Annotated in this window: 31 protein-coding genes and 1 tRNA gene; 21 read left to right on the top strand and 11 right to left on the bottom strand. The window is 65.8% G+C overall.

What is annotated here, in order from left to right:
• The first annotated feature begins 66 nt into the window (after positions 1-66).
• The 4 genes from B2X67_RS04060 to B2X67_RS04045 all read left to right on the top strand — a co-directional run bounded on the left by B2X67_RS04060 (position 67) and on the right by B2X67_RS04045 (position 2,498).
• Positions 67-957 (top strand): CheW domain-containing protein, encoded by an 891-nt coding sequence (locus tag B2X67_RS04060; protein WP_286784696.1) that lies wholly within the window; start codon positions 67-69, stop codon positions 955-957.
• Between the two features lie 94 nt (positions 958-1,051).
• The gene (locus B2X67_RS04055) at positions 1,052-1,531 is read left to right on the top strand and encodes a chemotaxis protein CheW (RefSeq protein WP_090229518.1); all 480 of its coding nucleotides are present in this window, start codon (positions 1,052-1,054) and stop codon (positions 1,529-1,531) included.
• A complete protein-coding gene (locus tag B2X67_RS04050) occupies positions 1,531-1,932 on the top strand; it encodes a DUF2802 domain-containing protein (protein ID WP_090229515.1) in 402 nt (133 codons plus the stop codon). Before B2X67_RS04055 ends, B2X67_RS04050 begins: the two co-directional genes overlap by 1 nt.
• 137 nt (positions 1,933-2,069) lie before the next feature.
• A complete protein-coding gene (locus B2X67_RS04045) occupies positions 2,070-2,498 on the top strand; it encodes a rhodanese-like domain-containing protein (RefSeq protein ID WP_090229512.1) in 429 nt (142 codons plus the stop codon).
• Here B2X67_RS04045 and B2X67_RS04040 read toward each other — a convergent pair.
• Positions 2,488-2,814: an EscU/YscU/HrcU family type III secretion system export apparatus switch protein gene (locus B2X67_RS04040; protein ID WP_273229284.1), complete on the bottom strand. Its 327-nt coding sequence runs from the start codon at positions 2,812-2,814 to the stop codon at positions 2,488-2,490. The genes B2X67_RS04045 and B2X67_RS04040 overlap by 11 nt on opposite strands.
• A gap of 10 nt (positions 2,815-2,824) precedes the next feature.
• On the bottom strand, positions 2,825-4,384 hold the full coding sequence (locus B2X67_RS04035; RefSeq protein WP_286784695.1) for a flagellar hook-length control protein FliK: 1,560 nt from the start codon (positions 4,382-4,384) through the stop codon (positions 2,825-2,827).
• A gap of 210 nt (positions 4,385-4,594) precedes the next feature.
• On the opposite strand from B2X67_RS04035, the gene ccmA reads away from it, so the two are divergent.
• The 11 genes from ccmA (at position 4,595) to B2X67_RS03980 (ending at position 12,527) form a co-directional block, all read left to right on the top strand.
• Complete coding sequence (gene ccmA / locus B2X67_RS04030) at positions 4,595-5,230, top strand: cytochrome c biogenesis heme-transporting ATPase CcmA (protein WP_273229349.1); 636 nt, start codon at positions 4,595-4,597, stop codon at positions 5,228-5,230.
• Positions 5,227-5,898, top strand: coding sequence for a heme exporter protein CcmB (gene ccmB / locus B2X67_RS04025; RefSeq protein WP_286784694.1), 672 nt, complete (start codon positions 5,227-5,229; stop codon positions 5,896-5,898). Before ccmA ends, ccmB begins: the two co-directional genes overlap by 4 nt.
• A 72-nt stretch (positions 5,899-5,970) precedes the next feature.
• Positions 5,971-6,726: a heme ABC transporter permease gene (locus B2X67_RS04020; RefSeq protein ID WP_273229280.1), complete on the top strand. Its 756-nt coding sequence runs from the start codon at positions 5,971-5,973 to the stop codon at positions 6,724-6,726.
• On the top strand, positions 6,723-6,899 hold the full coding sequence (gene ccmD, locus B2X67_RS04015; protein WP_273229279.1) for a heme exporter protein CcmD: 177 nt from the start codon (positions 6,723-6,725) through the stop codon (positions 6,897-6,899). The genes B2X67_RS04020 and ccmD overlap by 4 nt, the downstream gene beginning before the upstream one ends.
• Positions 6,896-7,348 (top strand): cytochrome c maturation protein CcmE, encoded by a 453-nt coding sequence (gene ccmE / locus B2X67_RS04010; protein WP_090229497.1) that lies wholly within the window; start codon positions 6,896-6,898, stop codon positions 7,346-7,348. The genes ccmD and ccmE overlap by 4 nt, the downstream gene beginning before the upstream one ends.
• A gap of 14 nt (positions 7,349-7,362) precedes the next feature.
• On the top strand, positions 7,363-9,333 hold the full coding sequence (locus B2X67_RS04005; protein ID WP_273229348.1) for a heme lyase CcmF/NrfE family subunit: 1,971 nt from the start codon (positions 7,363-7,365) through the stop codon (positions 9,331-9,333).
• Positions 9,330-9,866: a DsbE family thiol:disulfide interchange protein gene (locus tag B2X67_RS04000; RefSeq protein ID WP_286784693.1), complete on the top strand. Its 537-nt coding sequence runs from the start codon at positions 9,330-9,332 to the stop codon at positions 9,864-9,866. The genes B2X67_RS04005 and B2X67_RS04000 overlap by 4 nt, the downstream gene beginning before the upstream one ends.
• Positions 9,863-10,351: a cytochrome c-type biogenesis protein gene (locus B2X67_RS03995; protein WP_273229277.1), complete on the top strand. Its 489-nt coding sequence runs from the start codon at positions 9,863-9,865 to the stop codon at positions 10,349-10,351. Before B2X67_RS04000 ends, B2X67_RS03995 begins: the two co-directional genes overlap by 4 nt.
• Complete coding sequence (gene ccmI, locus B2X67_RS03990) at positions 10,348-11,550, top strand: c-type cytochrome biogenesis protein CcmI (RefSeq protein WP_273229276.1); 1,203 nt, start codon at positions 10,348-10,350, stop codon at positions 11,548-11,550. Before B2X67_RS03995 ends, ccmI begins: the two co-directional genes overlap by 4 nt.
• A gap of 31 nt (positions 11,551-11,581) precedes the next feature.
• Positions 11,582-12,010 carry a hypothetical protein gene (locus B2X67_RS03985; RefSeq protein WP_273229275.1) on the top strand — a complete coding sequence of 143 codons (429 nt, stop codon included), beginning with the start codon at positions 11,582-11,584 and terminating at the stop codon, positions 12,008-12,010.
• Between the two features lie 94 nt (positions 12,011-12,104).
• Positions 12,105-12,527, top strand: coding sequence for a hypothetical protein (locus B2X67_RS03980; protein ID WP_273229274.1), 423 nt, complete (start codon positions 12,105-12,107; stop codon positions 12,525-12,527).
• A 9-nt stretch (positions 12,528-12,536) separates the two neighbouring features.
• Here the strand turns inward: B2X67_RS03980 and B2X67_RS03975 are convergent, their stop codons facing one another.
• Together B2X67_RS03975 and B2X67_RS03970 are read right to left on the bottom strand one after the other, a co-directional pair.
• Positions 12,537-13,406, bottom strand: coding sequence for an ion transporter (locus B2X67_RS03975; protein ID WP_273229272.1), 870 nt, complete (start codon positions 13,404-13,406; stop codon positions 12,537-12,539).
• A 39-nt stretch (positions 13,407-13,445) separates the two neighbouring features.
• Positions 13,446-14,087, bottom strand: coding sequence for a TetR/AcrR family transcriptional regulator (locus B2X67_RS03970; RefSeq protein WP_273229271.1), 642 nt, complete (start codon positions 14,085-14,087; stop codon positions 13,446-13,448).
• Between the two features lie 201 nt (positions 14,088-14,288).
• Here B2X67_RS03970 and moaA point away from each other — a divergent pair, with 201 nt between their 5' ends.
• Entirely contained in the window at positions 14,289-15,284 is a 996-nt protein-coding gene (gene moaA, locus B2X67_RS03965; protein WP_273229270.1) for a GTP 3',8-cyclase MoaA, read from the top strand.
• A gap of 69 nt (positions 15,285-15,353) precedes the next feature.
• On the opposite strand, the gene B2X67_RS03960 is transcribed toward moaA, so the two are convergent.
• On the bottom strand, positions 15,354-15,581 hold the full coding sequence (locus tag B2X67_RS03960) for a hypothetical protein (protein ID WP_286784692.1): 228 nt from the start codon (positions 15,579-15,581) through the stop codon (positions 15,354-15,356).
• A gap of 659 nt (positions 15,582-16,240) precedes the next feature.
• Complete coding sequence (locus tag B2X67_RS03955) at positions 16,241-16,690, bottom strand: PA2169 family four-helix-bundle protein (RefSeq protein ID WP_273229269.1); 450 nt, start codon at positions 16,688-16,690, stop codon at positions 16,241-16,243.
• A gap of 344 nt (positions 16,691-17,034) precedes the next feature.
• Between B2X67_RS03955 and B2X67_RS03950 the strand changes: the two genes are divergently transcribed.
• Positions 17,035-17,400 (top strand): histone-like nucleoid-structuring protein, MvaT/MvaU family, encoded by a 366-nt coding sequence (locus B2X67_RS03950; RefSeq protein ID WP_282338281.1) that lies wholly within the window; start codon positions 17,035-17,037, stop codon positions 17,398-17,400.
• A gap of 65 nt (positions 17,401-17,465) precedes the next feature.
• Here the strand turns inward: B2X67_RS03950 and B2X67_RS03945 are convergent, their stop codons facing one another.
• The 4 genes from B2X67_RS03945 to mobA all read right to left on the bottom strand — a co-directional run bounded on the left by B2X67_RS03945 (position 17,466) and on the right by mobA (position 20,079).
• Positions 17,466-18,227, bottom strand: a complete 762-nt coding sequence (locus B2X67_RS03945) for an ABC transporter permease (RefSeq protein WP_090229473.1) — start codon at positions 18,225-18,227, stop codon at positions 17,466-17,468.
• Positions 18,224-19,150 (bottom strand): ABC transporter ATP-binding protein, encoded by a 927-nt coding sequence (locus B2X67_RS03940; RefSeq protein WP_286784691.1) that lies wholly within the window; start codon positions 19,148-19,150, stop codon positions 18,224-18,226. The genes B2X67_RS03945 and B2X67_RS03940 overlap by 4 nt, the downstream gene beginning before the upstream one ends.
• A 167-nt stretch (positions 19,151-19,317) precedes the next feature.
• Positions 19,318-19,394, bottom strand: a tRNA-Pro gene (locus tag B2X67_RS03935).
• 79 nt (positions 19,395-19,473) lie between these two features.
• Positions 19,474-20,079 (bottom strand): molybdenum cofactor guanylyltransferase MobA, encoded by a 606-nt coding sequence (gene mobA / locus B2X67_RS03930; RefSeq protein ID WP_286784690.1) that lies wholly within the window; start codon positions 20,077-20,079, stop codon positions 19,474-19,476.
• Between the two features lie 67 nt (positions 20,080-20,146).
• Here mobA and moaB point away from each other — a divergent pair, with 67 nt between their 5' ends.
• The gene (gene moaB, locus B2X67_RS03925) at positions 20,147-20,686 is read left to right on the top strand and encodes a molybdenum cofactor biosynthesis protein B (protein WP_273229264.1); all 540 of its coding nucleotides are present in this window, start codon (positions 20,147-20,149) and stop codon (positions 20,684-20,686) included.
• Positions 20,683-21,897 (top strand): gephyrin-like molybdotransferase Glp, encoded by a 1,215-nt coding sequence (gene glp, locus B2X67_RS03920; protein WP_286784689.1) that lies wholly within the window; start codon positions 20,683-20,685, stop codon positions 21,895-21,897. Before moaB ends, glp begins: the two co-directional genes overlap by 4 nt.
• Here the strand turns inward: glp and B2X67_RS03915 are convergent.
• Complete coding sequence (locus B2X67_RS03915) at positions 21,894-22,943, bottom strand: AraC family transcriptional regulator (protein WP_286784688.1); 1,050 nt, start codon at positions 22,941-22,943, stop codon at positions 21,894-21,896. The two genes, glp and B2X67_RS03915, sit on opposite strands and share 4 nt — an antisense overlap.
• Before the next feature lie 130 nt (positions 22,944-23,073).
• Between B2X67_RS03915 and B2X67_RS03910 the strand changes: the two genes are divergently transcribed.
• Positions 23,074-24,669 (top strand): FAD-binding oxidoreductase, encoded by a 1,596-nt coding sequence (locus tag B2X67_RS03910; RefSeq protein ID WP_286784687.1) that lies wholly within the window; start codon positions 23,074-23,076, stop codon positions 24,667-24,669.
• On the top strand, positions 24,666-25,930 hold a 1,265-nt coding region (locus tag B2X67_RS03905; protein WP_286784686.1), incomplete at its 3' end, for a glycerol-3-phosphate dehydrogenase/oxidase. The genes B2X67_RS03910 and B2X67_RS03905, both read left to right, overlap by 4 nt.

Below are 25,930 nucleotides of genomic sequence, written 5' to 3'. Positions count from 1 at the left end.
CTCAAGTAGGCGGGCAGGGCGGCCGATAGGCTTTACTGACTATTCCTATTCCTCCGGATTCTTTTCATGAGTCGTTCGGCTGCCACTTCAACACGCTCCCAACTGGCTCTCCAGTCCTACCTGGATGGTCTGTTGCAGGAAGCCACGCTCGAGTTGGAGCCCGAGACGGCGCCGGAAAGCAGCGTCGCCATCGACGAGTTCCAGGCCGCCGTGCTCGAGGAGCAGGTCCGCGATGCGCGCCAGCCGGCGCCCGCCGTGGCTCCGGCCCGTGCACCTTCGCCGGTTGCACGCCTGGACTTCGCCGAGCCCTGGCCGTTGGTACTGCCGACCGTCGAGCTGCTCCCGCCGGCGGCGGTCGTCGAGGCGCTGCCGGTAATCGAGGCGCCGGTGATCGAACCGGTGATCGTGGTCGAGCCGGTGGTCGATCTGCAGCTTGAGCAGCGTGCCGAGCGTGTACCGGCGCCGCTGAATTTCGACGAGCGTCCCGATTGGGCCGAGGAGCCCTTCGAGTGCCTGCTGTTCGACGTTGCCGGGCTGACCCTGGCAGTGCCGTTGGTGTGCCTGGGCTCGATCTACCCGCTCGTGGACCAGGAGTTGACGCCGCTGTTCGGGCAACCGGAATGGTTCCTCGGCATCCTGCCTTCGCAGGCCGGCAACCTGAAGGTGCTGGACACCGCGCGTTGGGTGATGCCCGACCGTTATCGCGACGATTTTCGCCGGGGCCTGCAGTATGTGATTTCGGTGCAGGGGTACGAGTGGGGCCTGGCGGTGCATCAGGTGAGTCGCTCGATACGCCTGGACCCGAGCGAGATAAAATGGCGCAGCCAGCGCGTCCAGCGTCCCTGGCTAGCCGGCACGGTGATCGAGCACATGTGCGCCTTGCTGGACGTATCGGCCCTTGCCGAACTCATCGCCAGCGGTGCGGTGAAGCGCATGAACAACGGGCAGTTGCATTGAATCCACGGCTCGCGCAGATTGGCGCGAGCGACAACGACAACGGCGGGAAGCAACCCGCGCATACCGCGCCTGCGGTGATTGAAGAGGCTGGGATATGAAGAAGACATCTGCGCAAGGCTCCGAAGATCCCATTCTGCAGTGGGTGACCTTCCGCCTGGATAACGAGACCTACGGCATCAACGTGATGCAGGTGCAGGAAGTGCTGCGCTATACCGAGATCGCTCCGGTCCCGGGCGCGCCCAGCTACGTGCTCGGGATCATCAACCTGCGTGGCAACGTGGTCACCGTGATCGACACGCGCCAGCGTTTTGGCCTGGATTCGGCTTCCATCACCGACAACAGCCGCATCGTCATCATCGAAGCGGACAAGCAGGTCGTGGGCATCCTCGTCGACAGCGTCGCCGAAGTGGTCTACCTGCGTCAGTCGGAAATCGAGACCGCGCCCAACGTCGGTAACGACGAGTCGGCCAAGTTCATCCAGGGCGTCTGCAACAAGAACGGCGAACTGCTGATCCTGGTCGAGCTGGACAAGATGATGTCCGAGGAAGAGTGGTCGGAACTCGAGAGCATCTGATGCTGGAAGCCGCGCTGGTCTTTCTCGCCCTGGTCTGCGTCGGGCTGGGCTATGTCTGCTGGTGGCTGGCCCAGGGCCAGCGCCAACAGGCGCGGCAGCAGGCCGAGCGCGATAATGCGCGCGACCAGCGCATCAAGGAGCTGAGCAAGCGTCTGGATGCCTACCTCACCGGCAGCATCCGCATGGGCGAGGAGCTGCACGAGCTGCGCCGCACCGTCGCCCCGTTGCCCGACAAACTCACCCAGATTGAACAACGCGACCCCTCCAGCCTTTCCTTCACCCAGGCGGCGCGGCTGGTCGGGCTGGGCGCAAGCGTCGATGACCTGACCCAGTCCTGCGGGCTGTCGAAAGCCGAAGCGGAACTGGTCGCCAAGCTCCATCAGTCGCAACGCAAGGGCTGAGCCACACCGTTCGTCTCCCTCCCCGGAACCCATCCGCCCGCTTTCCCTCCTACCTTCTACGCGGCTCATGCTCACGGCGTTCATTTGCGCGCGTTTCTTTCGCTGAGGGTTCTTCCCCGAGGACCTCGGAGGCCGCCATGTTGCGCATATTCCTGCTGATGCTGCTGACGACCGGTTACGTGCAGGCGCAAGAGGCGCCTGAGCGTATCGCCGGCGCTATGACCGTGAACGTGGAACAGGCCAAGCGTCTTTTCGACCTGGGCGCGGTGTTCATCGACGTGCGTCCGGTCAGCGAGTGGAGCTGGGGGCATGTGCATGGCGCCGTGCACCTCGAACTCTCCGAGCGTTTCGCCGGTCTTGCACGCCCCGAATGGCCGCGCGAGGTCCCGCTGGTGATCTACTGCGACAGCGATGTCTGCCCGCGCGGCGCAGTGGCCTCGGCGCTGGCGGTCAAGTGGGGATACAAGCAGGTGTTCTACTTCCGCGAAGGCTACTTCGCCTGGATGCTGCAGGACTATCCGCAGGGCAAGGGCCTGGCGGGCGAGGTCGTAGCGTTCAGTCCCTGAGGGGGCCTTCCAGGCGCAGCGGCGGATCGCTGAACTCGCGCTCCCGGCGTTCGCCAAAGCCTTGCGGCGCCTTGCCCTTAAGGTACCAGGCGAACGCGATGATCTCGGCGATGGTGCGGTACAGCGCCTCGGGTATCGCATCGCCCAGTTCCAGCCGCGCCAGTATCCGCACCAGATCGGCGTTCTCGTAGATCGGCACCTCGCATTCGCGGGCGATGGCGAGAATCGCCTCGGCAAGCTCGTCGTCACCCTTTGCGCTCAGCGTCGGGGCGCTCTGACCGTCGTACTTCAGTGCGATCGCCTGGCGTCCGCTCATCTCCACCTCCTTATGCGGTGTCGTCCACCCAGCGTTGCTCGAGCGTGGTGCGGGGCCCCCGGGGCGGCTGGCCCTTGCGACAGGCCAGTTCGCTGACCTGCAGGCCGGCCTCGACGAGGCGCTCGCGCAGATGCCCCAGTTCGTGGTCGATCAGCTCGGCCGTGCGCGCCTGTTCCGCCCACAGCTGGCTGGAGAGCGCGCCACGAATCAGCTGCGCCTGTACCTGCAGCGGGCCGAGTGGGGCCAGGTCGAAGGCCAGTTCGACTTTCCAGATTTTTTCCCCGTCTTCCTGGCGGCCTTTGGGCGACGGCAGTTCTTCCTTCTGCAGCTTGATCTGCAGCGGCACGAGGTTTTGCTGGTTGCGCATCGGCAACTCGAGCTGCCAGGTCGTCAGGTGCGTGCCGTCCGGCAGCACCTGGGATTGCGCGAGGCTCGACAGCTGGTGCGTCTGCAGCCGCGACACCGCGGCGGCGGCTAGCTTGAGCAGGCTTTCCAGGTCGTCCTCGTCGTCCAGCGATTGCAGCAGGCCGGAGGGCAGCGGGAAGCCCATCGCCTGCTGGCGCGCGCCGGCCTGCCCCAATGCACCCAGCGCATTGCGGACGAAGGCGGGCAGTGCCTGCGCCATCATCGCGCCGCTGTTGGGTCCCAATTGCGGGCTGTCCGGGGTCAGCCCCGGCGCCAGTTGCGCGATCAGGCGCAGCAGGTTGGCTTTCAGGTCGAGGGGCAGGGCGCTGCCCTGGCCCTGCAGCAGTTTCGCTTCGAGGAACAGACCGCTGGCGTCGAGCGCCTTGGCCAGCGCTTTCGGATCGGTCAGCTCCTGGATGTCCGGCATGCTCGCCAGCAGCTTGTCGACGCTGGCATTCAGCGCTTCCGGCAGATCCGGCTGGCTGCTGAGGTTGAACAGTGCCCGCGCCAAGTTGTCCAGCGAACCCTGGCGGCCGGCCTGGATGGTCAGTTGCTGGCCCAGTTCGAGCTGGTCGAGGCGGCCGCTCAGCGGCAGGAAGTTCAGCTCCTGGCTGCCTTTGACTTCGGCGGTGAGCAGGCTGCCCAGACCCAGTTGCAGATTGGTTTCGATAACCAGCTTGCTTCCGGCCTGCGCGGTGTTGAGCAGGGTGACGATGACCTTGAACGCCTGGGGTTCGCCAGCCTTCTGCGGCAGTGGCTGGCTCGCGGTAACCTTGCCCTGCAACAACGTGCCCGGTGGCAGCTCGTCGAGGTCGAGCATGATCATCGGCTGCCCGGCGCCGCCTTTGGCAGCATTCTGCAAGGCGGAGATCAGGCTCGTGTCGGAAAGGGCGGTGACGCCGAAGGTGCTTCCCAGTTCCAGCGGACGGTTGGTGGCGGTGGCGAGGATGGTCTGCCGACCGCTTTCCAGAGTCAGGCGCAGCAGGGCCTGGAAGCTCTCGCTGGTCTGCTTGACCGCGAGCACTTCGGCGTCGGCGCTTTCGCCAGGCAGCAGCAGGCCTTCGAGGGGTTGCAGCAACTTGAGGGCCACTTCGCCGGCTGTGGCGTTTGGACGCACGGTGGGCGCAACAGTCGATACGGCAGCCGGTCCGCTGATCTCGGTCATGAACGGGTTACAACCTGTCGAAAAAGCCAGCTTTGGAGGTCAGGCCTCGCATGTATAATGCCGCCCCGTCCAGACCAGCGTGTGCGGCGTCCCGCCGGTAGCACGTCGAGTTCGGAACATCCCTGGCCAGAACGACAGCGATCCGTCGCGACGGGTCTGCAGTATAGCGGCAAGGATCTCGCCTTCTTGAACGTCCATGGTAGCGATGTGGTGACCAGCCCTTTCCTTGAAGCCGTATCCCTGGCCTGCGAGCGCGACTGGCGGATGCTCTTCGAGCGCCTCGACCTGCAACTGCATGCCGGCCAGATGCTGCAGATATCTGGGCCCAACGGCAGCGGCAAGACCAGCCTGCTGCGCCTGCTCTGCGGTCTCATGCAGCCGACCTCGGGTGAAGTCCGCCTGGCAGGCCAGCCACTCGATGCGCAACGCGGCGAGCTGGCGCGCAACCTGCTCTGGATCGGTCACGCCGCCGGCATCAAGGGCCTGCTCAGCGCCGAGGAAAACCTCGCCTGGCTGAGCGCGCTACACCATCCCGCTTCCCGCGCGTCGATCTGGACCGCACTTGCCGAAGTGGGACTCAAGGGTTTCGAGGATGTTCCCTGCCACACGCTTTCTGCCGGCCAGCAGCGCCGCGTCGCGCTGGCCCGGCTGTATCTCGCGCCGCCGCCACTGTGGATTCTCGACGAACCCTTCACCGCGCTGGACAAACACGGCGTCGCTCAACTGGAGGCGCATCTGGCGCGGCACTGCGAGCAGGGCGGCCTCGTCGTGCTGACCACGCACCACACTCTGGGGCTGCGGCCAAGCGGTTATCGCGACCTTGACCTGGGGCAGCGCGTCGCATGAGCAACGTCTTTACCCTGCTCGTGGTCCGGGAAGCCCGCCTTTTGTGTCGGCGCCCGGCGGAATTGGCCAACCCCCTGGTGTTCTTCGCCATCGTCATCGCACTCTTTCCCCTCGCTGTCGGTCCGGAAACGCAGCTCCTGCAGACACTGTCGCCCGGCCTGGTCTGGGTCGCCGCGCTGCTCGCCGTGCTGCTCTCCCTGGATGGCCTGTTCCGAAGCGACTTCGAGGACGGTTCGCTGGAGCAATGGGTGGTCTCGCCGCATTCGCTGTCGCTCCTGGTGTTGGCCAAAGTCCTCGCGCATTGGGCGTTTTCCGGTCTGGCGCTGGTACTGTTGGCGCCGCTGCTGGCGCTGATGCTCGGCTTGCCCGGCCGCTGCCTGCCGGTGCTGCTGGTCTCGCTGCTGCTGGGCACGCCGGTGCTGAGCCTGCTCGGCGCGGTGGGCGCGGCGCTGACCGTCGGCCTCAAGCGCGGTGGCCTGCTGCTGGCGTTGCTGATTCTGCCGCTGTACATCCCGGTGCTGATTCTTGGCAGCGGCGTGCTGCAGGCGGCCCTGCAAGGATTGCCGACCACCGGCTACCTGCTATGGATGTCCAGCCTGACCGCTCTGGCGGTTACCCTGACACCCTTTGCGATAGCCGCGGGCCTGACCATCAGCGTCGGCGAATAAGAAAAGAACAACCCGATTAGCGGGGCGCGAGTCGACGCTCGATTGCCACCCCGAAGACCGATGAGTGCTGCGATGAACTGGACTTGGTTTCACAAACTGGGCTCGCCCAAGTGGTTCTACGAGATCAGCGGGCGCTGGCTGCCCTGGCTGGCCTGCGCCGCGGCGTTGCTGTTGGTCGTGGGCGCGGTGTGGGCGCTGGCGTTCGCGCCGCAGGATTACCAGCAGGGCAACAGTTTCCGCATCATCTATATCCATGTACCGGCGGCGCTGCTGGCGCAGTCCTGCTACATCATGCTAGCCGTGGCCGGCGCGGTCGGACTGATCTGGAAGATGAAACTGGCCGACGTCGCGGTGCAGCAGGCCGCCCCGATCGGCGCCTGGATGACCTTCATTGCGCTGTTCACCGGTGCCGTCTGGGGCAAGCCGACCTGGGGCGCCTGGTGGGTCTGGGACGCGCGGCTGACCTCGATGCTGATCCTGCTGTTCCTCTATTTCGGCATCATCGCCCTCGGCCAGGCGATCAGTAACCGCGACAGCGCGGCCAAGGCGTGCGCGGTGCTGGCGATCGTCGGCGTGGTCAACATCCCGATCATCAAATACTCGGTGGAGTGGTGGAACACCCTGCACCAGCCCGCCACCTTCAAGCTCACCGAGAAACCGGCGATGCCGGCGGAAATGTGGGTGCCACTGCTGATCATGGTGATCGGCTTCTACTGTTTCTTCGCCTGTGTGCTGCTGATGCGCATGCGTCTGGAAGTGCTGCGCCGCGAAGCCCGCAGCAGCTGGGCCAAGGCGGAAGTGCGGGCTCGGGTGGAGGGCGTGCGATGAGTTTTTCCTCGTTCGGCGAGTTTCTCGCCATGGGCCATCACGGCCTTTACGTCTGGTCGGCCTACGGCGTGTGCCTTGGCGTGCTGCTGCTCAACCTCGGCCTGCCGATCCTGGCGCGCCGGCGTTACCTGCAAGATGAGGCGCGCCGTATGCGCCGGGAGGAATCCAAGTGAAACCGTTGCGCAAGAAGCGCCTTTACATCGTCCTCGCCATCCTGGCCGGGGTCGGTATCGCCGTGGCGCTGGCGCTCTCCGCCTTGCAGGAGAACATCAACCTGTTCTACACACCGACGCAGATCGCCAACGGCGAGGCGCCGAAGGATACCCGCATCCGCGCCGGCGGCATGGTCGAGAAGGGCTCGCTGCAGCGTTCCGGCGACTCGCTGGACGTGCAGTTCGTCGTCACCGACTTCGCCCGCAACGTGACCATCCGCTACCGCGGCATCCTCCCGGACCTGTTCCGCGAAGGGCAGGGCATCGTCGCCCTCGGCAAGCTGGACGCCGATGGCGTGCTGGTCGCCGACGAGGTGCTGGCCAAGCACGACGAGAAGTACATGCCGCCGGAAGTCACCAAGGCGCTGAAGGAAAGCGGGCAGATGTCGTCCGCAGAGGGAGCCAAGTGATGAGCGCTGCGTTGATCGTTCCCGAACTGGGCCACCTGGCGCTGATCCTGGCGCTGTGCATGGCGATCGTACAGTCAAGCCTGCCGCTGATCGGCGCCTGGCGCGGCGATCGTCAGTGGATGCGCCTGGCGCAGCCGGCCGCCTGGGGCCAGTTCGCCTTCCTGGCGTTCTCCTTCGGCTGCCTGACCTGGGCGTTCATGAACGACGACTTCTCTGTCGCCTATGTCGCCAGCAACTCCAACAGCGCGCTGCCCTGGTATTACAAGTTCAGCGCCGTGTGGGGCGCCCACGAGGGCTCCCTGCTGCTCTGGGCGCTGATCCTCGGCGGCTGGACCTTCGCCGTTTCGGTCTTCTCCCGGCAGCTGCCGGAGGACATGCTGGCCCGCGTGCTGGGCGTCATGGGGATCATCAGCATCGGCTTCCTGCTGTTCCTGATCGTGACCTCCAACCCGTTCGACCGCCTGCTGCCGCAATCCCCGGCGGACGGCCGCGACCTCAACCCGCTGTTGCAGGACATCGGCCTGATCGTGCACCCGCCGATGCTCTACATGGGCTACGTCGGCTTCTCGGTGGCGTTCGCCTTCGCCATCGCGGCGTTGCTCGGCGGGCGCCTCGACGCCGCCTGGGCCCGCTGGTCGCGGCCGTGGACGATCGTCGCCTGGGCCTTCCTCGGCATCGGCATCGTGCTCGGCTCCTGGTGGGCCTACTACGAACTCGGCTGGGGCGGCTGGTGGTTCTGGGACCCGGTGGAGAACGCCTCCTTCATGCCGTGGCTGGTCGGTACCGCGCTGATCCACTCGCTGGCGGTGACCGAGAAGCGCGGCGTGTTTAAGAGCTGGACGGTGCTGCTGGCGATCGCGGCATTCTCGCTGTCGCTGCTCGGCACCTTCCTGGTCCGCTCCGGCGTGTTGACCTCGGTGCACGCCTTCGCGGCCGATCCCGAGCGCGGGGTGTTCATCCTGATGTTCCTGCTGGCGGTGGTGGGCGGCTCGCTGACGCTGTTCGCCATTCGCGCGCCGGTGGTCAAGAGCCAGGTGGGCTTCGCCCTCTGGTCGCGGGAAACCCTGCTGCTGGCGAACAACCTGATCCTCATCGTGGCCGCGTCGATGATCCTGCTGGGCACGCTCTATCCGTTGCTGCTGGACGCCATCAGTGGCGCCAAGCTGTCGGTCGGGCCGCCGTACTTCAACGCGCTGTTCCTGCCGCTGATGGCGCTGGTGATGTTCACCCTGGCGGTCGGCGTGCTGGTGCGCTGGAAGGACACGCCGGTGAACTGGCTGGTCGGCATGCTCACGCCGGTGCTGATCGGCAGCGGCGTGATCGGCGCGCTGGCGGCGTTCCTCCTCGGTGATTTCCACTGGGCGGTCCTCGCCACCTGCATGCTGTCGGCCTGGGTCGTGCTCGCCGGCGTTCGCGACCTGTTCGACAAGACCCGCCACAAGGGGCTCGTCGCCGGCGTGCGCAGCCTCACCCGGAGTTACTGGGGCATGCAGCTCGCGCATTTCGGCATCGCCTTCTGCGCTCTCGGCGTCGTGCTTTCCAGCCAGTACAACGCCGAGCGTGACCTGCGCATGGCGCCGGGCGAGTCCGTCGAACTGGGGGGCTATCGTTTCGTCTTCGAGGGCGCCAAGCACTTCCAGGGCCCCAACTTCACCTCCGACCGGGCCAGTATCCGGGTGCTCGACGGCGACCGTGAGATCGCGCTCCTGCATCCTGAAAAGCGCCTCTACAGCGTGCAGAACTCGATGATGACCGAGGCGGGTATCGATGCCGGCTTTACCCGCGACCTGTACGTCGCCCTGGGTGAGCCCCTGGAGAACGACGCCTGGGCGGTGCGCGTGCACGTCAAGCCGTTCATCCGCTGGATCTGGCTCGGCGGCCTGATGACCGCCCTGGGCGGGGCACTCGCGGCGCTGGACAAGCGTTACCGGGTCAAGGTGCGTGCCCGCGTGCATGGCGCGCTGGGCAAAGGAGTTCCCGCATGAGGCGCGCATTGCTGCTGATTCCGCTGGCGATCTTCCTGGTGGTCGCGGTGTTCCTCTACCGCGGTCTGTTCCTGAACCCCACCGAGCTGCCTTCGGCGCTGATCGACAAACCGTTTCCGACGTTCTCGCTGCCCTCGGTGGACGGCCAGAGCACACTGACCGAGGCCGTGTTCAAGGGCAAGCCGTCGCTGGTCAACGTCTGGGCAACCTGGTGCCCGACCTGCCGCGAAGAGCACGCCATGCTGAACAAGCTGGCGGATCAGGGCGTGACCATCCACGGTATCAACTACAAGGACGACACCGCGGCCGCACAGCGCTGGCTGGCGCAGTACGGCAACCCCTACGGCCTCGACGTCAGCGATGTCGAGGGTAGCCTGGGCCTTGACCTGGGCGTCTACGGCGCGCCGGAAACCTTCCTCGTCGACCGCAACGGGATAATCCGGCACAAGTACGTCGGCGAGATCAACGAGCGTGTCTGGCGCGAGCAACTGGCGCCGCTGTGGGCGCAGCTCAGCGAGGAGGGCGGGCAATGAAGCGCGCATCCTTCATCGGGCTGGTCGGCCTGCTGCTGGCCGGCTTCGTCCATGCGGCGATCGATACCTACGAGTTCGCCGACGAATCGCAACGCGAGCGTTTCGGCCTGCTGACCAAGGAACTGCGCTGCCCGAAATGCCAGAACCAGGACATCGCCGACTCGAACTCGCCGATCGCCGCCGACTTGCGCAAGCAGATCCATGAGCAGTTGCAGCAAGGCAAGAGCGACGCCGATATCGTCGACTACATGGTCGCCCGATACGGCGACTTCGTCCGCTACAAGCCGCCGCTGGAAGGGCGCACTGCCTTGCTCTGGTTCGGCCCCGCGGCCCTGCTGCTCGGCGGGCTGCTGACGATCACGGTGATCGTGGTTCGCCGCCGGCGCGTCGATGCACGCCCGCAGGATGCATTGCTGTCCGCCGACGAGCGGGCGCGCCTTTCCGCCCTCATGACCAAAGACCCGCTGGATAAGAACGCCCCATGACCGATTTCTGGCTCGCCGCCGGCCTGCTGTTGCTGGTAGCCCTGGCTTTTCTGCTGATTCCCGCGATCCGTGGCCGCCGCGCCCAGACCGAAGAGGACCGCACCGCGCTCAACGTCGCGCTCTACGAGGAGCGCCAGGCCGAACTGGTCGCCCAGCACGCGGCCGGCATCCTCACCGACGATCAGCTGGAAGCCGGCCGCGCCGAAGCCGGGCGCGAGCTGCTCGCTGATGCCGAGGGCAGCGAGCACGCGCGCAGCGCCCGCCTGGGCCGTACGGTGCCGCTGGTGATGGCGGTGCTGATGCCGCTGCTCGGTGGCGCGCTGTACCTGCACTGGGGCGCCAGCGACAAGGTCGAGCTGGCCCGCGAGTTTTCCCAGCAGCCGCGCAGCCTCGCCGAGATGACCTCCCGCCTTGAACAGGCGGTCAAGGCGCAGCCCGACTCCGCCGAGGGTTGGTACTTCCTTGGCCGTAGCTACATGGCGCAGAGCCGCCCGGACGATGCGGTCAGGGCGTTCAGTCGCACCGTCGAACTGGCCGGCCGCCAGCCCGAGCTGCTCGGGCAATGGGCGCAGGCGCTGTATTTCGCCGGTGGCAAACAATGGAGCGCGTCGATCCAGGACCTCACCGACGAAGCGCTGAAAGGCGATCCGAACGAAGTCACCAGTCTGGGTCTGCTGGGCATCTCGGCCTTCGAGGGCAAGCGCTTCCAGGACGCCGTCAGCTATTGGGAGCGCCTGGTCAACGTGCTTCCCGCGGAAGACCCCTCGCGTGCGGCGTTGCAGGGCGGCATCCAGCGTGCCCGCGAACAGCTCGCCGAACATCCGCAGGAAGCGGCTCCCGCCGTGGCCGAAACGGGCGTGGCGCTGAAAGTCCGCGTGCAGCTGTCGGAGGCGCTGAAGGCCAAGGTCGAGCCGGGCGACGTCGTGTTCGTCTTCGCCCGCGCGGTATCCGGCCCGCCCATGCCACTGGCGGCCAAGCGCCTGACGGTGGCCGACCTGCCCAGCGAAGTAACTTTGCGCGATTCGGATGCAATGATGCCGCAACTGCAATTGTCCAAATTCCCGAAGGTCGAACTGGTGGCGCGGGTTTCCCGCGCCGGCAATGCCACCGCCGGGGAGTGGATCGGTCGCAGCAAGGCGCTCGATACCTCCACCAGGGACGTGCAGCAGTTGACCGTCGACAGCCCCGATAGCCCCTGAACCCGCCGGAATAGCCGGCCGTGGAGTGACGATGAACGAGTTTCCACCAGGCCGGCAAAGCCGCCTGCTTCGCCTGGCCGGTGTGCTGGGCATGGCCCTCCTGCTGGGCGCCTGTGCCGGGCGCAACGCCCCCTCTGACGACCAGCCGCTGCCGCGTCTGCCGCAGGAACAACTGCCCTCCGACACCACCCAGGCGCCTGCGCCGCCGCCCGCACCGAAGGTTCCCGCGCCTCCGGCGGTGATGAAGACCCATCCGCGCTATGCGCCACCGCCGCAGGGCGACGCCTTCTGGGACCCGCGCCTGGGAGTCTACGTGGTCGACAACAAGGAGCTGTACTACCGCGAACGGCTCTATTACCGCTGGGATCAGGGCTGGTACTGCGCCGGGCGCATAGACGGCCCCTGGGAAAGCGTCGACGGCCCCAGCGTCCCGCCGGGCCTGCGCAGCCGGCATCCCTGATCCGGCGTCGATCGCTCGGGACTTTAGCTAGCTTCGGACAGTCCCATGTTCACGCCGTGCGGATTTGCGGGCGGCGTGACGAGGAGGACTCCGCATGAACCTTCGCTCTCTCGGCCTGGGATTGCTGCTGCCCCTGGCCGGCTGCTCGATGATCGACCGGCAAAGCTGCGTCGCCCAGAGTTATCCGGCTGCCGTCGAACTCCCCGCCGAGGCCGGCCCGCCGCCGCGTTTCGGCCAGGGCCGCTGGGACCCGCAATTGAAGGTGTTCGTCATGAACGATGACCGCGATCTCTATTACCGAGGTCAGGTCTATTACCGCTTCGCCGACACTTGGCACTGGAGCGATCGCCCGAGCGGGCCCTGGGTCGAGGTCGACCGGGCGGGTGTGCCGGATCTGCTGGCTGCGCGCTATCCGCAGGCGAACAGGCCGCGGGTGCTGACGACCGGCTTTGCCGATTCGGCGGACCGGGAGGCGGCCCAGGCCATGACGCCGGTATCCGATCCGACCACGCCCTGACTCCGCCGATCAGCTCTCCCGTTCCGGCTTCGCGCTGAACAGGGGGCTGCCGCAACGACTGCAGAACGCCGCGTTGGCTTCGTGCGTCGCCTTGCTGCAGGTCGGGCAGGGTTGCTGCTGGGTGTCGCCGCGCATGGCGTTGGCCAGCTCCGCGGTGAATATCCCGGTGGGCACCGCGATGATCGAGTAGCCGGTGATCATCACCAGCGCCGCGAGCGCCTGGCCCAGCGGCGTCCTGGGAACGATATCGCCAAAACCGACGGTGGTCAGGGTGACGATCGCCCAGTAGATGCTCATCGGAATGCTGGTGAAGCCGTGCTCGGGTCCCTCTACCACGTACATCAGGGTGCCGAAGACGGTCACCAGGGTGCTCACACTGAGCAGGAACACTACGATCTTCTGCCGGCTGCCGCGCAGCGCCACCAGCAGGAAGTTGGCCTGGCTCAGGTAGGGCGTCAGCTTCAGCACCCGGAAGACTCGCAGCATCCGCACCACCCGGACGATCATCAGGTAGTGGGCGTCCGGGTAGATCAGCGTGAGAAACGCCGGGAGCACCGCCAGCAGGTCGATCAGTCCGTAGAAACTGAGCATGTAGCGCAGCGGTTTCGGATGTACGGCGGCGCGTACCAGATACTCCACGGCGAAGATCAGCGTGAAACCCCATTCCAGTGTCAGCAGGAGCGTGCCGAAGCGTTGATGCAACGGCTGGATGCTGTCGACCATCACCACCACCAGGCTGGCGAGGATGATCCCCAGCAGCCAGCTGTCGAAGCGCTTGCCGGCGGGGGTGTCGCTGAAGAAGATGATCCGATTGAGGCGCTCGCGCCGGCTGCCGTTTTCCATGGGGTTCTCGATGCTGCGAGCCTTGGGCTCATCCATCAGATGGACCGCTGAAGTCGTCGCGGGTGCGCTTGTGGTTCAGGCGCGCTTGATCTGGTTCGCCAGGGCGTCTCGCTCGTCCACCTCGCAGCCTTTGAGTACCAGGCGAATGATGGTGTCCGCCGCGGCATCGTAGTCGCTGTCGTCGAGGGTGGATTTGCCGGTGACCACGGAAATCTGCCAGTCGAAGTCGGCATAGGTCTGGGTCGCGGCCCAGATGCTGAACAGCAGGTGATGAGGATCGACCGGCGCCATCAGGCCTTCGTCGATCCAGCTCTGCAGGCAGTTGATGTTGTGCCGCGCCTGGTTGTTCAGTTGCTCGATCTGTTCGGCGGTGAGGTGCGGCGCGCCGTGCATGATCTCGCTGGCGAACACCTTCGAGGCGTGCGGCAGCTCGCGGGAAATACGGATCTTCGAGCGGATGTAGTTGCGCAGCACTTCGGCCGGGCGGCCGGGCTGGTTGAACGGCGACGAGGCGTGCAGCAGCGGCTCGACGATGCTTTCCAGGACCTCCAGGTAGAGGTTTTCCTTGGACTTGAAGTAATAGTAGACGTTGGGCTTGGGCAGGCCGGCTTTCGCCGCGATGTCGCTGGTCTTGGCGGCAGCGAAGCCCTTGTCGGCGAACTCCTCGCTGGCCGCGCGCAGGATCAGTCCTTTGTTGCGTTCGCGGATACTGCTCATGGCGCTCTCGGTCCAGGGCCGCCGCAGCAGATGGCGGCAAACCGGTCGGCGCATGCTAGCACCGGCCTCCTGAACCCCTCAAGGCGGGGGCAGTCGGATTGAAGAGGGCGCGCCGGCCGGAGGTTAATGGTGTACCCGCACCTTCATTTCTGGTTTCATCGGCGGCCAAGCCGAAGACTCCTGCCGTATCAGGTATCCGCCATGTCGGACGAACAACTGGTCGACCCGTTCGGGCGCCGCATCACCTACCTTCGCCTGTCGGTCACCGACCGCTGCGATTTTCGCTGCACCTACTGCATGAGCGAGGACATGGTCTTCGCCCCGCGGGCGCAGATACTCACGCTCGAAGAACTCTATGCGGTGGCCGACGCCTTCATCGGCCTCGGCGTCAAACGCATCCGCATCACCGGCGGCGAACCGCTGGTGCGCAAGGGCGTTGTCGGGTTGCTGGAAAAGCTCGGTGCGCGCAGCGAACTGGAAGACCTCTCCATCACCACCAACGGTTCCCAGTTGCCGCACCTCGCCGGGAAGCTGCGCGCCGCGGGCGTCAAACGGCTGAACATCAGCCTCGACTCGCTGCGCCGTGAGCGCTTCGCCGAGTTCACCCGACGCGACAGCCTCGACCAGGTGCTGGCGGGCATCGACGCCGCGCGCGCCGCCGGTTTTTCGCGGATCAAGCTGAACAGCGTGGTGCAGAAGGACCGCAACGATGACGAGGTGCTCGATCTGGTGGAATTCGCCATGGCCCGCGACCTCGACATCAGCTTCATCGAAGAGATGCCGCTGGGCAGCGTTTCCAGCCACAGCCGCGAGATCACCTTCTGCTCCAGCGACGAGGTGCGCGCACGCATCGAGCAGCGCCACGCGCTGGTGCGCTCCAGTCATGCCACGGGCGGGCCCTCGCGTTATTGGCAGGTGGTGGGCAGCGCCACGCGGGTCGGCTTCATCTCTCCGCATAGCAACAACTTCTGCGGCGACTGCAACCGGGTGCGGGTCACCGCCGAAGGCAAGCTGGTGCTCTGTCTCGGCCACGAGGGCGCACTGGACCTTAAGGCCTTGATGCGTCGCCATCCCGGGGACGCACAACGCTTGCGGCATGCGCTGGTCGAGGCCCTGCATCTGAAGCCGGAGCGACATTTCTTCCGCAACGACGAGCAGGTCCAGGTGGTCCGCTTCATGAGCGTCACGGGCGGCTGATCACGGTATTGGCGGCATAAAAAAAGGCGGTGGATTTCTCCACCGCCTTTTTTGTGCGCGTCGTCCGCGTCAGGCAGTCATTGCCTTGCGGGTGCGCTCGATCACGTTCTGCAAACGCTCGTTGCCCATGTACTGATCGGGGTAGAGGCGTTCGGTGTGGCAGGCAATGCCGTGCTCGTTGACCAGCGTGAAGCTGAAGTTGCCTTCGCGGCTGAGGGCCATGATCTGGCAGCTCAGCGGGGCGAAGGCTGCGGTGAGTGCGCTCATGGCGTTTTGTGCGTGATGATGAATGGACATGGTTCTTATATGTTCCTGAACGAATACGGCTTGGGCCGTTGACTAGAAGCTCCGCAGTCGCCGCCCAAATGGGGTGGCCGAATGATCCTTATCGGAGCTGAAGGGGCGAGAGAAAGTTCCGCCCGATGCAGGGGTTTGGCTGACGTGTATCGGCAGGTTCGAATTGACCATGAGCCGTAACGAGCCAAACGAGACACCTTCTTGCGAAGACGTGGCTACCAGACATCGGAGTGGGGAAGGGCTGCGGCTGCCTGTGAGTGCAGCGGACGGTCTTACCGAGGGTCCTCTCCCGCAAGGAAAGGAGGCGCGCAGTGTAACAGCCGGCGCGATGCCTGTCCTGATGGGGTGATCATCGGTAGCGAGTTCGATGTATCGGCTCGTTAACGATGAAAGGGATTTGGATCGATGCTGCATCGCTACTTTCCGTGCGGTAAAGAAAAAGCCCGCCGGAGCGGGCTTTGACGGGGCGCTGTTCCTTCAGCTGAGATTCACCTTAGAACAGGCCCTGTGAAAATTTCGTGAAGGGTTTTTAACATTTCGGATAACCATTCAAATCGAGCCGATGACGCGTGGCGAAGGTGTTATAGCGATAAGAAAAGACCAAAAAAATAACGCCAACGAGTGGCGTTATTTTCGTAGCGCTAGTTGCCGGCCGGGAATCAGCTGGCGCGGGCGATATCGCGCAGGGCTTTCACCTGGTCGTGATTGCGCTGAACGCCTTCGAACTGTTTCTCGACGATCGAGCGGATATTCGCCGGCAGATCCTTGGAGAGCGCGTTCTTGTAGCTCTTCATCGCGACGTCTTCACCGCGCTCGCACTCATTGAGAATGGACTCTTCGTCCTTGCCGGTGATGATCGACTTCAGGTCGACCCAGCGGCGGTGAAGGTCCGCGCTGACGCTGGTGCTCGTTTCCGGGTCGCCGCCGAGGGAACGGACCACTTGCTGCAGCTCGGTGGCCGCGCTGGCACAGGCTTGCGAGCGGCTGACGAACAGCGCCTTCAGCTCGGCGTTCTTGATGTCCTCGGCGCAGGTGCGGAAGCCTTCTTCGCCGTCTTTGCTGGTTTCGATGAGGTCGTTGAGTACGGAGATTACTTCTTTATTGTCCATGCTGGATTTCCTCTTCGTTCATGGATTTACATAATTCGCATGGATTAGGAGGGACGTTTTTTTTGCAAAGTTCAGGGAAGGTTACGAACGGTAGGCATGCGTTTTTCGGCAGCCGTCGCGGAACTTTTTTTGAAGGCCACGGCAACTCGAACGGTACACAGCGACCCTGCAATGCTGCGAAACGCTAAAGGGCAAAGGGAAGTTGAGATGAGCTCGGGCTGTTTATAACGAGCGCGATAAGTGCGCAGGAGCATTCGTTAGTTCCGCGGTGATCGTAATTCACTTGAAAAAAAACAACCGATGGATTAAAACACTCACCACAACTAATCCGGGGACTAATGAACATGTCAAAACTTGCCGAATTTCGCGCGCTCGAACAGAAACTGGCCGAGCAACTGGCGCAGATGGAGTCCATGAAGTCCGATGCCGGATTGAAGAAGGAAATGGAGTTCGAGGAAAAGCTCAAGGCCCTGATGGCTCACTATGACAAAGGCCTGCGCGATATCGTCGAGCTGCTCGACGTGGGCGCCAGCAGCAACTCGCGCAGTGCGCCCAAGGCGGCTGCACGCCAGCGCAAGGAGCGCGTGCTGAAGGTTTACAAGAATCCGAAAACCGGCGAACTGGTGGAAACCAAGGGTGGCAACCACAAGGTCCTGAAAGCCTGGAAAGAACAGCACGGCGCACAAACCGTGGAAAGCTGGCTGCAATAAGTCGCCGTTAATAAAAAGCCCCGGCTTGTCATGCAAGCCGGGGCTTTTTTATTGCCTGTAGTTAGCTAGCTCTTCAGCCGGTAGCCGGTCTTGAACATCCAGAAGACGATGGCCAGGCAACCGCCGAGAAACAGCAGCGTCATTCCCAGGCTGACCGCGACGTTCACGTCCGACACGCCATAGAAGCACCAGCGGAAGGCGCTGATCAGGTAGACCACCGGGTTGAACAGGGTGATCTTCTGCCACACCGGCGGCAGCATGCTGATGGAATAGAAGCTGCCACCAAGGAACGTCAGCGGCGTGACGATCAGGGCCGGTACGATCTGCAACTTCTCCCAGCCGTCGGCCCAGATGCCGACGATGAAGCCGAACAGGCTGAAGGTCACCGCGGTGAGCACCAGGAACAGCAGCATCCACAAGGGATGCTCGATCTCGAAGGTCACGAACAGCCGCGCGGTGAGCATGATGATCAGGCCGAGGATCACCGACTTGGTGGCCGCCGCACCCACGTAGCCGACGACGATCTCGAACGAGGAAATCGGCGCCGACAGCACTTCGTAGATGGTCCCCGAGTACTTGGGCATATAGATGCCGAAGGCCGCGTTGGAAATGCTCTCGGTGAGCAGCGCCAGCATCACCAGGCCGGGCACGATGAAGGCCGCATAGTCGATGCCGTGGATCTGCACCATGCTTGAGCCGATCGCCGAGCCGAACACCACGAAGTACAGCGAGGTGGAGATCACTGGCGTGGCGATGCTCTGCATCAGCGTGCGCCAGGTGCGTGCCAGCTCGAACAGATAGATCGCGCGGATCGCGTAGAAATTCATGCCCGGCCCCTTACCAGATTGACGAAGATGTCTTCCAGCGAACTCTGGCTGGATTGCAGGTCCTTGAAGTCGATGCCGTGCTCGCCCAGATGACGCAGCAGTTCGGCAATGCCGGTGTGCTGGCGTTGCGCATCGAAGGTGTAGACCAGCTCGTTGCCATCGGCGGACAGCTCCAGCGCATAGGCATCCAGCGCGGGCGGGATGCTTTCCAGCGGGCGCTGCAGGATCAGCCGGAGCTGTTTCTTGCCGAGCTTGTCCATCAGCGCGGCCTTGTCCTCCACCAGGATGATCTCGCCCTTGCTGATCACGCCGATGCGGTCGGCCATTTCCTCGGCCTCCTCGATGTAGTGCGTGGTGAGGATGATGGTCACGCCTCGTTCGCGCAGGCCGCGGACCATCTCCCACATGTCGCGGCGCAGCTCGACGTCCACGCCAGCGGTGGGTTCGTCGAGGAAGAGGATGTCCGGTTCGTGGGACAGCGCCTTGGCGATCATCACCCGGCGCTTCATCCCGCCGGACAGTTCGAAGATGCGCGCCTCGCGCTTCTCCCACAGCGACAGGTCGCGCAGCAGTTTCTCCAGGTGCGCCGGGTTCGGCCCCTTGCCGAACAGCCCGCGGCTGAACTTCACGGTCGCCCAGACGCTTTCGAACGCGTCGTTGAACAGCTCCTGTGGTACCAGGCCGATCTTCGCCCGCGCCAGGCGGTAGTCGTCGAGGATGTCGTGGCCGTCGACGCTGACCTTGCCGCCGCCGGGATTGACGATGCCGCAGACGATGCTGATCAGGGTGGTCTTGCCGGCCCCGTTGGGGCCGAGGAGGGCGAAGATTTCACCCTTCTGGATGTCGAGATCGATGCCTTTCAGGGCGTGGTGGCCGGAGGCATAGGACTTGGTCAGTTGCTGGATCGAGATCGCCGGTTGCACGGGGACTCCTTGAGAGGGCGGATGCGCGATTGTAGGCGCAAACGGCTGCCGGAGCCGACCTGGCGGAACGTCCGGGGCAGGATGCCCGGCGAGCGGAAACGAAAAAGCCCGCGCGAGGCGGGCTTTTTTGTGGTTTCAGGCGGGACGATGTGCCTGAAACCTTGTTTTGGTCGGAGCGACTGGATTCGAACCAGCGACCTTCTCGTCCCGAACGAGACGCGCTACCAAGCTGCGCTACGCTCCGAGAATGGCGCGCATTGTACCGAAAAAGTTTTGCCGCACAAGGGGTTAGAGCGGGCTTTTTTTGCGCCGGAGGGTGCCGTTCAATCGGCGCGCGGCCGATCCCCGTCTTCGGCGGCGGATGCCAGGAGTTCCGGGCTGTTGAGGTTGGCCAGGCGCGGGTCGTCGATGGCGCACTCGACCGCGACGGGCGAGCGCTGGCGGAAAATCCGCTGCGGGCTGCGTTCGCCGGCGAGCCAGGCCTGTTCGACGACCTCTTTCAGCCGGGTCGGCAGCACGGCGAACAGCGGCTCCCAATAGCCGCCCCGATGCAGCATCACCGGGTGTTCGCCGGCCTGCGCCAGCAGCGCATCGACCAGTTCGCGATCCAGCAGCGGCGCGTCGCAGGGCAGCACCAGCAGGTGATCGTGGCGGGCGGCCTGCAGACCGGCACGGATGCCGGCCAGCGGGCCGGGGAAGTCGGGGCTGTCGTCGCTCACCAGTTGGTCGGCGTAACGGCCATAGCGCTCGGCGTTGCGATTGCAGGAGATGATCAGGTCGTCGGTCAGCGGTCGTACCAACGCGTGCAGCCAGGCGATCAGCGGCCGACCGCGCCAGTCGATCAGGCCCTTGTCGCGGCCGCCCATGCGTTGTCCCCGGCCGCCGGAAAGCAGCAGTACGGAGCAGGGAACCGGCGGCATTGACGGCATCGGGGACCTCCAAAACGGGGCTGTGATATAACACCGGCCCTTCTTCCCCGACAACTGGAAAACTGCCATGAGCCACAAGGCTGACGCGGTGTTCGTACCGCTGAATATCGCCGTTCTGACCGTCAGCGATACCCGTTCGCTGGAAACCGACACCTCCGGCCAGCTGTTCGTCGACCGCCTCACCAGCGCTGGTCATGCCCTGGCCGAACGCGTGCTGCTCAAGGACGACATCTACAAGATCCGCGCCCAGGTCGCTGCCTGGATCGCCGATGACCGCGTGCAGGTGGTGCTGATCACCGGCGGCACCGGTTTCACCGAGCGCGACAGCACGCCCGAGGCGGTCGGCTGCTTGCTGGACAAGCAGGTGGATGGCTTCGGCGAGGTCTTCCGGCAGATTTCCGTGGCGGATATCGGCACCTCCACCATGCAGTCGCGCGCCCTGGCCGGACTCTCCAACGGCACGCTCGTCTGCTGCCTGCCGGGTTCGACCAACGCCTGCCGCACCGCCTGGGACGGCATCCTGGCCGAACAGCTGGACGCGCGTTTCCGTCCCTGCAATTTCGTTCCGCACCTCAAGCAGGCCGAACCCTGCGAGAGCCGCGGATGAGTGGCTGCGACCATCCCGGGCTGTTGCCGCTGGAGGACGCCCTGGCGCGTCTGCTGGCGATGGCCGAGACCTGCCCGATAGACGAGGTGGAGCAGGTCGGACTCGCCGAGGCCGACGGTCGCGTGCTGGCCGAGACGCTGGTTTCCAGCCTCGACTTGCCGCCGTGGGACAACAGCGCGATGGACGGCTACGCCCTGGCCCTGGCCGACTGGACCGGCGAACCGCTGGTCGTCAGCCAGCGGATTCTCGCCGGCACCGCTCCGGCAGCGCTGCAGCCGGGCACCTGCGCGCGCATCTTCACCGGCGCACCGGTGCCCGCAGGCGCCGACACGGTGGAAATGCAGGAGAACGCCGAGGTGCTGGACGACGGCCGGGTGCGCTTCGTCGAGCCGCTGCGGGCCCATCGCAACATCCGCCTGCAAGGCCACGAGACCCGCGTCGGCGACAGCGTGCTGCCGGCCGGCACCCGGCTCGGGCCGATCGAACTCGGCCTTGCCGCCTCGCTGGGCGCTGCGCAACTGAGCGTTCGGCGCCGTCCGCGGGTCGCCGTGCTGTCCACCGGCGATGAGCTGGTCGAGCCGGGTCAGTTGCTGGGCGCCGGACAGATCTACAACAGCAACCGCCGCTTGCTGATCGCCTGGTTGCAGCGTTTGGGCTGCGCCGTGGTGGACGCCGGCATCCTCGCCGACGACCTCGAACTGACGCGGCAGACGCTGCGAAACCTCGGCGATGTCGACCTGATCCTGTCCACCGGCGGCGTGTCGGTGGGCGAGGCGGATTTCCTCGGCGAAGTGCTGCGCGAAGAAGGCGAGCTCACCCTGTGGAAACTTGCCCTCAAGCCGGGAAAACCGCTGACCGTCGGGCATTGCCAGGGCGTCCCGGTGATCGGCCTGCCGGGCAATCCGGGGTCGTCGCTGGTGACCTTCGCCCTGCTGGCGCGGCCTTACCTGCTGCGGCGCCTGGGCGTGGTCGAGGTCGGGCCACTGGGCTTCGAGGTGGCGGCCGGTTTCGTCTGGGGCAGGCCGGGCACGCGTCGGGAATTCCTCCGCGCGCGGCTGGAGAACAACCGCGCCCTGTTGCACCCGAACCAGAGTTCCGGGGTGCTGAGCAGCGCGGCCTGGGCCAACGGCCTGGTGGAAGTGCGCGAAGGCCAGACGCTGGAAGAGGGCGATCCGGTCCGTTTCATCCCGCTGAGCGAGTTGCTCGGCTAGTCGAGCGCCGCCAGCCCCGTTTCCTGCGGGGCGCGCCGGCGCTCACGGAATTCCCCCGGCGTGTGTCCGGTCCAGGCCTTGAAGCTGCGGTGGAACGAGCGTGGCTCGCTGAAGCCGAGGTAGACGGCGATCTCCTGGATCGGCAGGTCGCTGCCCAGCAGGTAGCGTTCGGCCAGCTCCCGGCGCAGTTCGTCGAGCACCTGTTGATAGCTGGTGCCGGCTTCCTGCAACCGACGTTGCAGGGTGCGAAGGCTCAGGTGGAATTTGTCCGCGACACGTTCCTTGCTCGGCATCCCGTCCCGCAGCGACTGGCGCAGCACGTTCTTCACCCGTAGCGGCAAAGGTTCGTCCACATCCAGTTCGGCCATGAGGGCGAGCGCGTGCGCCTCCAGGGTGCGCAGCAGGTTGGCGTCCGCCTGGCGCAGCGGAACGCCCAGGTATTCGCCGGGGAACAGCAGCGCGCTGCAGGGCTGCTCGAAGCGCACCGGGCAGCCGAACACCGCCTGGTAATCCACCTGCGTGGTGCCGGCCGGCTGGGCGTGCTCGAACCAGACTTCGCTCGGCGAGCGTTGCAGGTCGGCGATCCAGCGCGCGTAGAGCAGCCAGGACGCCAGCACGTTCTCCACCATGTGCCGCCGCACCTCGCCGTGCTGATGCCGGCAGTTCCAGCTCAGCCGGACCTGCCCGCCGTCGTTTTCGATGCGGCTGGTGCCCATGTCGCCGACCAGTTTTTCGTAGGGCACGATGCGCGCCATGGCTTCGCCCAGGGTCGCGCAGTTCATGGTGATGTAGCCCAGGACGCTCCACGAGCCGGGCTGCACGAAGCGCGCGGCATGCAGGCCGAACAGCGGGTCGGCGGAGCGTTCGGCCAGTTCGGCGAGGAGGGTTTCGTGAACCTCGCTGGGGAAGCGTCCGCTGTTGTCGGCCAGCGCCTGGCGGGAAATGCCGGCGGCGGCGAGCGCGGGCGCGCAATCCAGGCCGAGGTGTTCGGCGTAGCGCAGGTATTTCAGCAGGACCGGCACGGAGGTGTAGCCGAGGTTTTGCATGGGTTTCTTGTTCTTCTGATGGCGCGTTTGGCGAGCTCGTCTGTCCCGATCCGACAGTGACGCGGAGCGGCTGCCGGCTAGTATAGGCAGCGAACAACAAGCTCCGGAATACCGGACGAGGGAGGGCGGAATGCGACGCTGGAATGGCTGGGGCGAAGACACCACCGAGGTCGAATTGCCGGCGCACGGGGCGGAATTTCTCCACGCGCTGATCGGTGCCGGCGAGCCGCTGGCCGATGCGACGCTCGAACAGGTGCTGGCCCGTGTGCCGGCGTCGCGGCTGCCGGCGCATCCGCTGGTCAGCCTGGAGGCAGAGGATCGCCTGCGCCACGCCCGCGGGCAGAGCCTGCCGGACTGGCTGGCGATGCGCTCGGGCGACTTCGGCGTGTTTCCCGATGGCGTGGCCTTTCCCGAAACCGCCGGGCAGATCCGCGAGCTGATGGTCTGGGCGGCGGAGCGGGACCTGGTCCTGATCCCCTACGGCGGCGGCACTTCGGTGGCCGGCCACATCAATCCCCAGCATGGCGAACGGCCGGTGCTGACACTGTCGCTGGAGCGCATGAACCGCCTGCTGGAGATCGACGCCGCGAGCCTGATTGCCACCTTCGGCCCCGGCGCCAACGGCCCGCAGGTGGAAAGCCAGCTGCGCGCACTGGGCTACACCCTCGGGCACTTCCCGCAATCCTGGGAGCTGTCGACCCTCGGCGGCTGGGTGGCCGCGCGCTCCAGCGGCCAGCAGTCCCTGCGTTATGGACGCATCGAGCAACTGTTCGCCGGCGGCACGCTGGAAACCTTTTCCGGCCCGTTGCAGCTGCCGAGTTTTCCGGCGTCGGCGGCCGGTCCCGATCTGCGCGAAATGGTGCTGGGTTCGGAAGGGCGCTTCGGGGTGATCTCCGAGGTCCGGGTGCGCATCAGCCGCCTGCCCGATGCGGAAACCTTCTACGCGGTATTCCTGCCCGACTGGCCGCGCGCGCTGGAGGCGATCCGCGGCCTGGCGCAGGCGCGGGTGCCGCTGTCGATGCTGCGCCTGTCCAATGCCATCGAGACGCGCACCCAACTGGCGCTGGCCGGTCATCCGGGGCAGATCGCGCTGCTGGAGAAGTACCTGGCGCTGCGCGGCGCGCGGGGCGACAAATGCATGCTGACCTTCGGTGTCACCGGCAGCCGGGTGCAGAACGCCGCCTCGCTGCGCCAGGCCAGGAAGCTCCTGCGTGGCTTCGGCGGGGTGTTCACCGGCACGTTGCTGGGCCGCAAATGGGCGCAGAACCGCTTCCGTTTCCCCTACCTGCGCCACGGCCTGTGGAGCGCCGGCTACCTGGTGGACACGCTGGAAACCGCCACCGACTGGAGCAACGTCGACACGCTGCTGAACACGCTCGAGGCCAGCCTGCGCGATGGCCTTGCCGATGCGGGCGAGCGGGTCCATGTGTTCACCCACCTGTCCCACGTCTACGGCGAGGGCTGCAGCATCTACACCACCTACGTGTATCGGCCGGGCGGCAGCTACGCGCAGGCGCTGGAGCGCTGGCAACGGCTCAAGCACGCCGCCAGCCGCTGCATCGTCGACAACCGCGGCACCATCAGCCACCAGCATGGCGTCGGCCGCGACCATGCTCCCTACCTGGCGGTGGAGAAGGGCGAGCGGGGCATGGCCGCGCTGCGTGCGCTGGCGGTTCATTTCGACCCGGATGGCCGCCTGGCCCCCGGCGTGCTGTTGCCGGAATGAGCGCCTGGAACGCCGCCTGGCGTGAGCGCGCGCTGCCCGAGCTGGCGGCCCGCGAGTGGGACCTGATCGTCATCGGCGGCGGCATCAGCGGCGCCGGCATCCTGCGCGAAGCGGCCCGGCGCGGCTGGAAATGCCTGCTGCTGGAACAGCGCGATTTCGCCTGGGGCACGTCGAGTCGTTCGTCGAAGATGGTCCACGGCGGCCTGCGCTACATCGCCAAGGGCCAGTTCGGCCTGACCCGTGATTCGGTGCGCGAACGCCAGCGTCTGCTCGCCGAGGCGCCGGGGCTGGTGGACCCGCTGAGTTTCATCATGGCGCACTACCGCGGCGCCTTTCCCGGGCCGAAGGTCTTCGGCGGGGTGCTCGCGCTGTATGACGCCCTGGCCGGCAAGCGCAACCACCTGTTCCATTCGCTGCAGCAGCTGCGCTACCTGGCGCCGGGGCTGAAGGAGGACGGCCTACTCGGCGGCACGCGTTTCTTCGATGCGGTGACCGACGATGCGCGGCTGGTGATGCGCGTGCTCGGCGAGGCGCGCGGCGAGGGTGGCGAGGCGCTGAACGGCATCGAAGTCGTCGAGCTGCTGCGCGAGGAGGGCCGGGTGGTCGGCCTGCTCGGCGAGGATCGCGAAAGCGGCCAGCGCCTGCGGTTTCGCGCGCGTGCCGTGGCGCAGGCTACCGGCGCCTGGGCGGGTCGGTTTCGCCAGGACGACGACGTGCGGATTCGCCCGTTGCGCGGCAGCCACCTGCTGCTTCCGGCCTGGCGGCTGCCGGTGGCCCATGCGTTCAGCTTCCTGCACGACCAGGACCGGCGCCCGGTGTTCGTCTTCCCCTGGGAGGGCGCCACGGTGGTCGGCACCACGGATCTCGACCACGCCGAGTCGCTGGATCGCGAGGCGCGGATCAGCGCCGACGAGGCCGACTACCTGCTCGCGGCCTGTGCCCAGCAGTTCCCCGGCGCGCGTATCGCCGCCGCGGACGTGCTGTCGACCTGGGCCGGCGTGCGTCCGGTGGTCTGCGCGGCGGGCTCCACGCTCAAGCCCTCGGACGAGAAGCGCGAACACCTGCTCTGGGTCGAACCCGGTTGCGTGACCCTGGCCGGCGGCAAGCTGACCACCTTCCGCCTGCTGGCGCTGGAAGTGCTGCGGGCCTGCGCCGGTTTCGTCGGCCGCGAGCTGGACGACCGCGGCGCGGCGGTGTTTCGCCCGCAGCCTGCGCAGCCGATGCCCGCGCTATCGCCGGCCCAGCAGCGGCGCCTGGCCGG

The organism is Pseudomonas sp. UBA3153 (assembly GCF_002364635.1).
GTDB classification, from domain to species: Bacteria; Pseudomonadota; Gammaproteobacteria; order Pseudomonadales; family Pseudomonadaceae; genus Pseudomonas_O; species Pseudomonas_O kuykendallii.
The sequence above is the reverse complement of the archived record's forward strand: the minus strand, read 5'-3'. Positions and strand labels throughout refer to the sequence as shown.

Bases quoted from the DNA above. Each gene is read 5' to 3' on its own strand.
- B2X67_RS04060 (WP_286784696.1), top strand. From the start codon at position 67: ATGAGTCGTTCGGCTGCCACTTCAACACGCTCCCAACTGGCTCTCCAG.
- B2X67_RS04055 (WP_090229518.1), top strand. From the start codon at position 1,052: ATGAAGAAGACATCTGCGCAAGGCTCCGAAGATCCCATTCTGCAGTGG.
- B2X67_RS04050 (WP_090229515.1), top strand. From the start codon at position 1,531: ATGCTGGAAGCCGCGCTGGTCTTTCTCGCCCTGGTCTGCGTCGGGCTG.
- B2X67_RS04045 (WP_090229512.1), top strand. From the start codon at position 2,070: ATGTTGCGCATATTCCTGCTGATGCTGCTGACGACCGGTTACGTGCAG.
- B2X67_RS04040 (WP_273229284.1), bottom strand. From the start codon at position 2,814: ATGAGCGGACGCCAGGCGATCGCACTGAAGTACGACGGTCAGAGCGCC.
- B2X67_RS04035 (WP_286784695.1), bottom strand. From the start codon at position 4,384: ATGACCGAGATCAGCGGACCGGCTGCCGTATCGACTGTTGCGCCCACC.
- ccmB (WP_286784694.1), top strand. From the start codon at position 5,227: ATGAGCAACGTCTTTACCCTGCTCGTGGTCCGGGAAGCCCGCCTTTTG.
- B2X67_RS04020 (WP_273229280.1), top strand. From the start codon at position 5,971: ATGAACTGGACTTGGTTTCACAAACTGGGCTCGCCCAAGTGGTTCTAC.
- ccmD (WP_273229279.1), top strand. From the start codon at position 6,723: ATGAGTTTTTCCTCGTTCGGCGAGTTTCTCGCCATGGGCCATCACGGC.
- B2X67_RS04000 (WP_286784693.1), top strand. From the start codon at position 9,330: ATGAGGCGCGCATTGCTGCTGATTCCGCTGGCGATCTTCCTGGTGGTC.
- B2X67_RS03995 (WP_273229277.1), top strand. From the start codon at position 9,863: ATGAAGCGCGCATCCTTCATCGGGCTGGTCGGCCTGCTGCTGGCCGGC.
- ccmI (WP_273229276.1), top strand. From the start codon at position 10,348: ATGACCGATTTCTGGCTCGCCGCCGGCCTGCTGTTGCTGGTAGCCCTG.
- B2X67_RS03985 (WP_273229275.1), top strand. From the start codon at position 11,582: ATGAACGAGTTTCCACCAGGCCGGCAAAGCCGCCTGCTTCGCCTGGCC.
- B2X67_RS03980 (WP_273229274.1), top strand. From the start codon at position 12,105: ATGAACCTTCGCTCTCTCGGCCTGGGATTGCTGCTGCCCCTGGCCGGC.
- B2X67_RS03975 (WP_273229272.1), bottom strand. From the start codon at position 13,406: ATGGATGAGCCCAAGGCTCGCAGCATCGAGAACCCCATGGAAAACGGC.
- B2X67_RS03970 (WP_273229271.1), bottom strand. From the start codon at position 14,087: ATGAGCAGTATCCGCGAACGCAACAAAGGACTGATCCTGCGCGCGGCC.
- moaA (WP_273229270.1), top strand. From the start codon at position 14,289: ATGTCGGACGAACAACTGGTCGACCCGTTCGGGCGCCGCATCACCTAC.
- B2X67_RS03960 (WP_286784692.1), bottom strand. From the start codon at position 15,581: ATGTCCATTCATCATCACGCACAAAACGCCATGAGCGCACTCACCGCA.
- B2X67_RS03955 (WP_273229269.1), bottom strand. From the start codon at position 16,690: ATGGACAATAAAGAAGTAATCTCCGTACTCAACGACCTCATCGAAACC.
- B2X67_RS03950 (WP_282338281.1), top strand. From the start codon at position 17,035: ATGTCAAAACTTGCCGAATTTCGCGCGCTCGAACAGAAACTGGCCGAG.
- B2X67_RS03945 (WP_090229473.1), bottom strand. From the start codon at position 18,227: ATGAATTTCTACGCGATCCGCGCGATCTATCTGTTCGAGCTGGCACGC.
- mobA (WP_286784690.1), bottom strand. From the start codon at position 20,079: ATGCCGTCAATGCCGCCGGTTCCCTGCTCCGTACTGCTGCTTTCCGGC.
- moaB (WP_273229264.1), top strand. From the start codon at position 20,147: ATGAGCCACAAGGCTGACGCGGTGTTCGTACCGCTGAATATCGCCGTT.
- glp (WP_286784689.1), top strand. From the start codon at position 20,683: ATGAGTGGCTGCGACCATCCCGGGCTGTTGCCGCTGGAGGACGCCCTG.
- B2X67_RS03915 (WP_286784688.1), bottom strand. From the start codon at position 22,943: ATGCAAAACCTCGGCTACACCTCCGTGCCGGTCCTGCTGAAATACCTG.
- B2X67_RS03910 (WP_286784687.1), top strand. From the start codon at position 23,074: ATGCGACGCTGGAATGGCTGGGGCGAAGACACCACCGAGGTCGAATTG.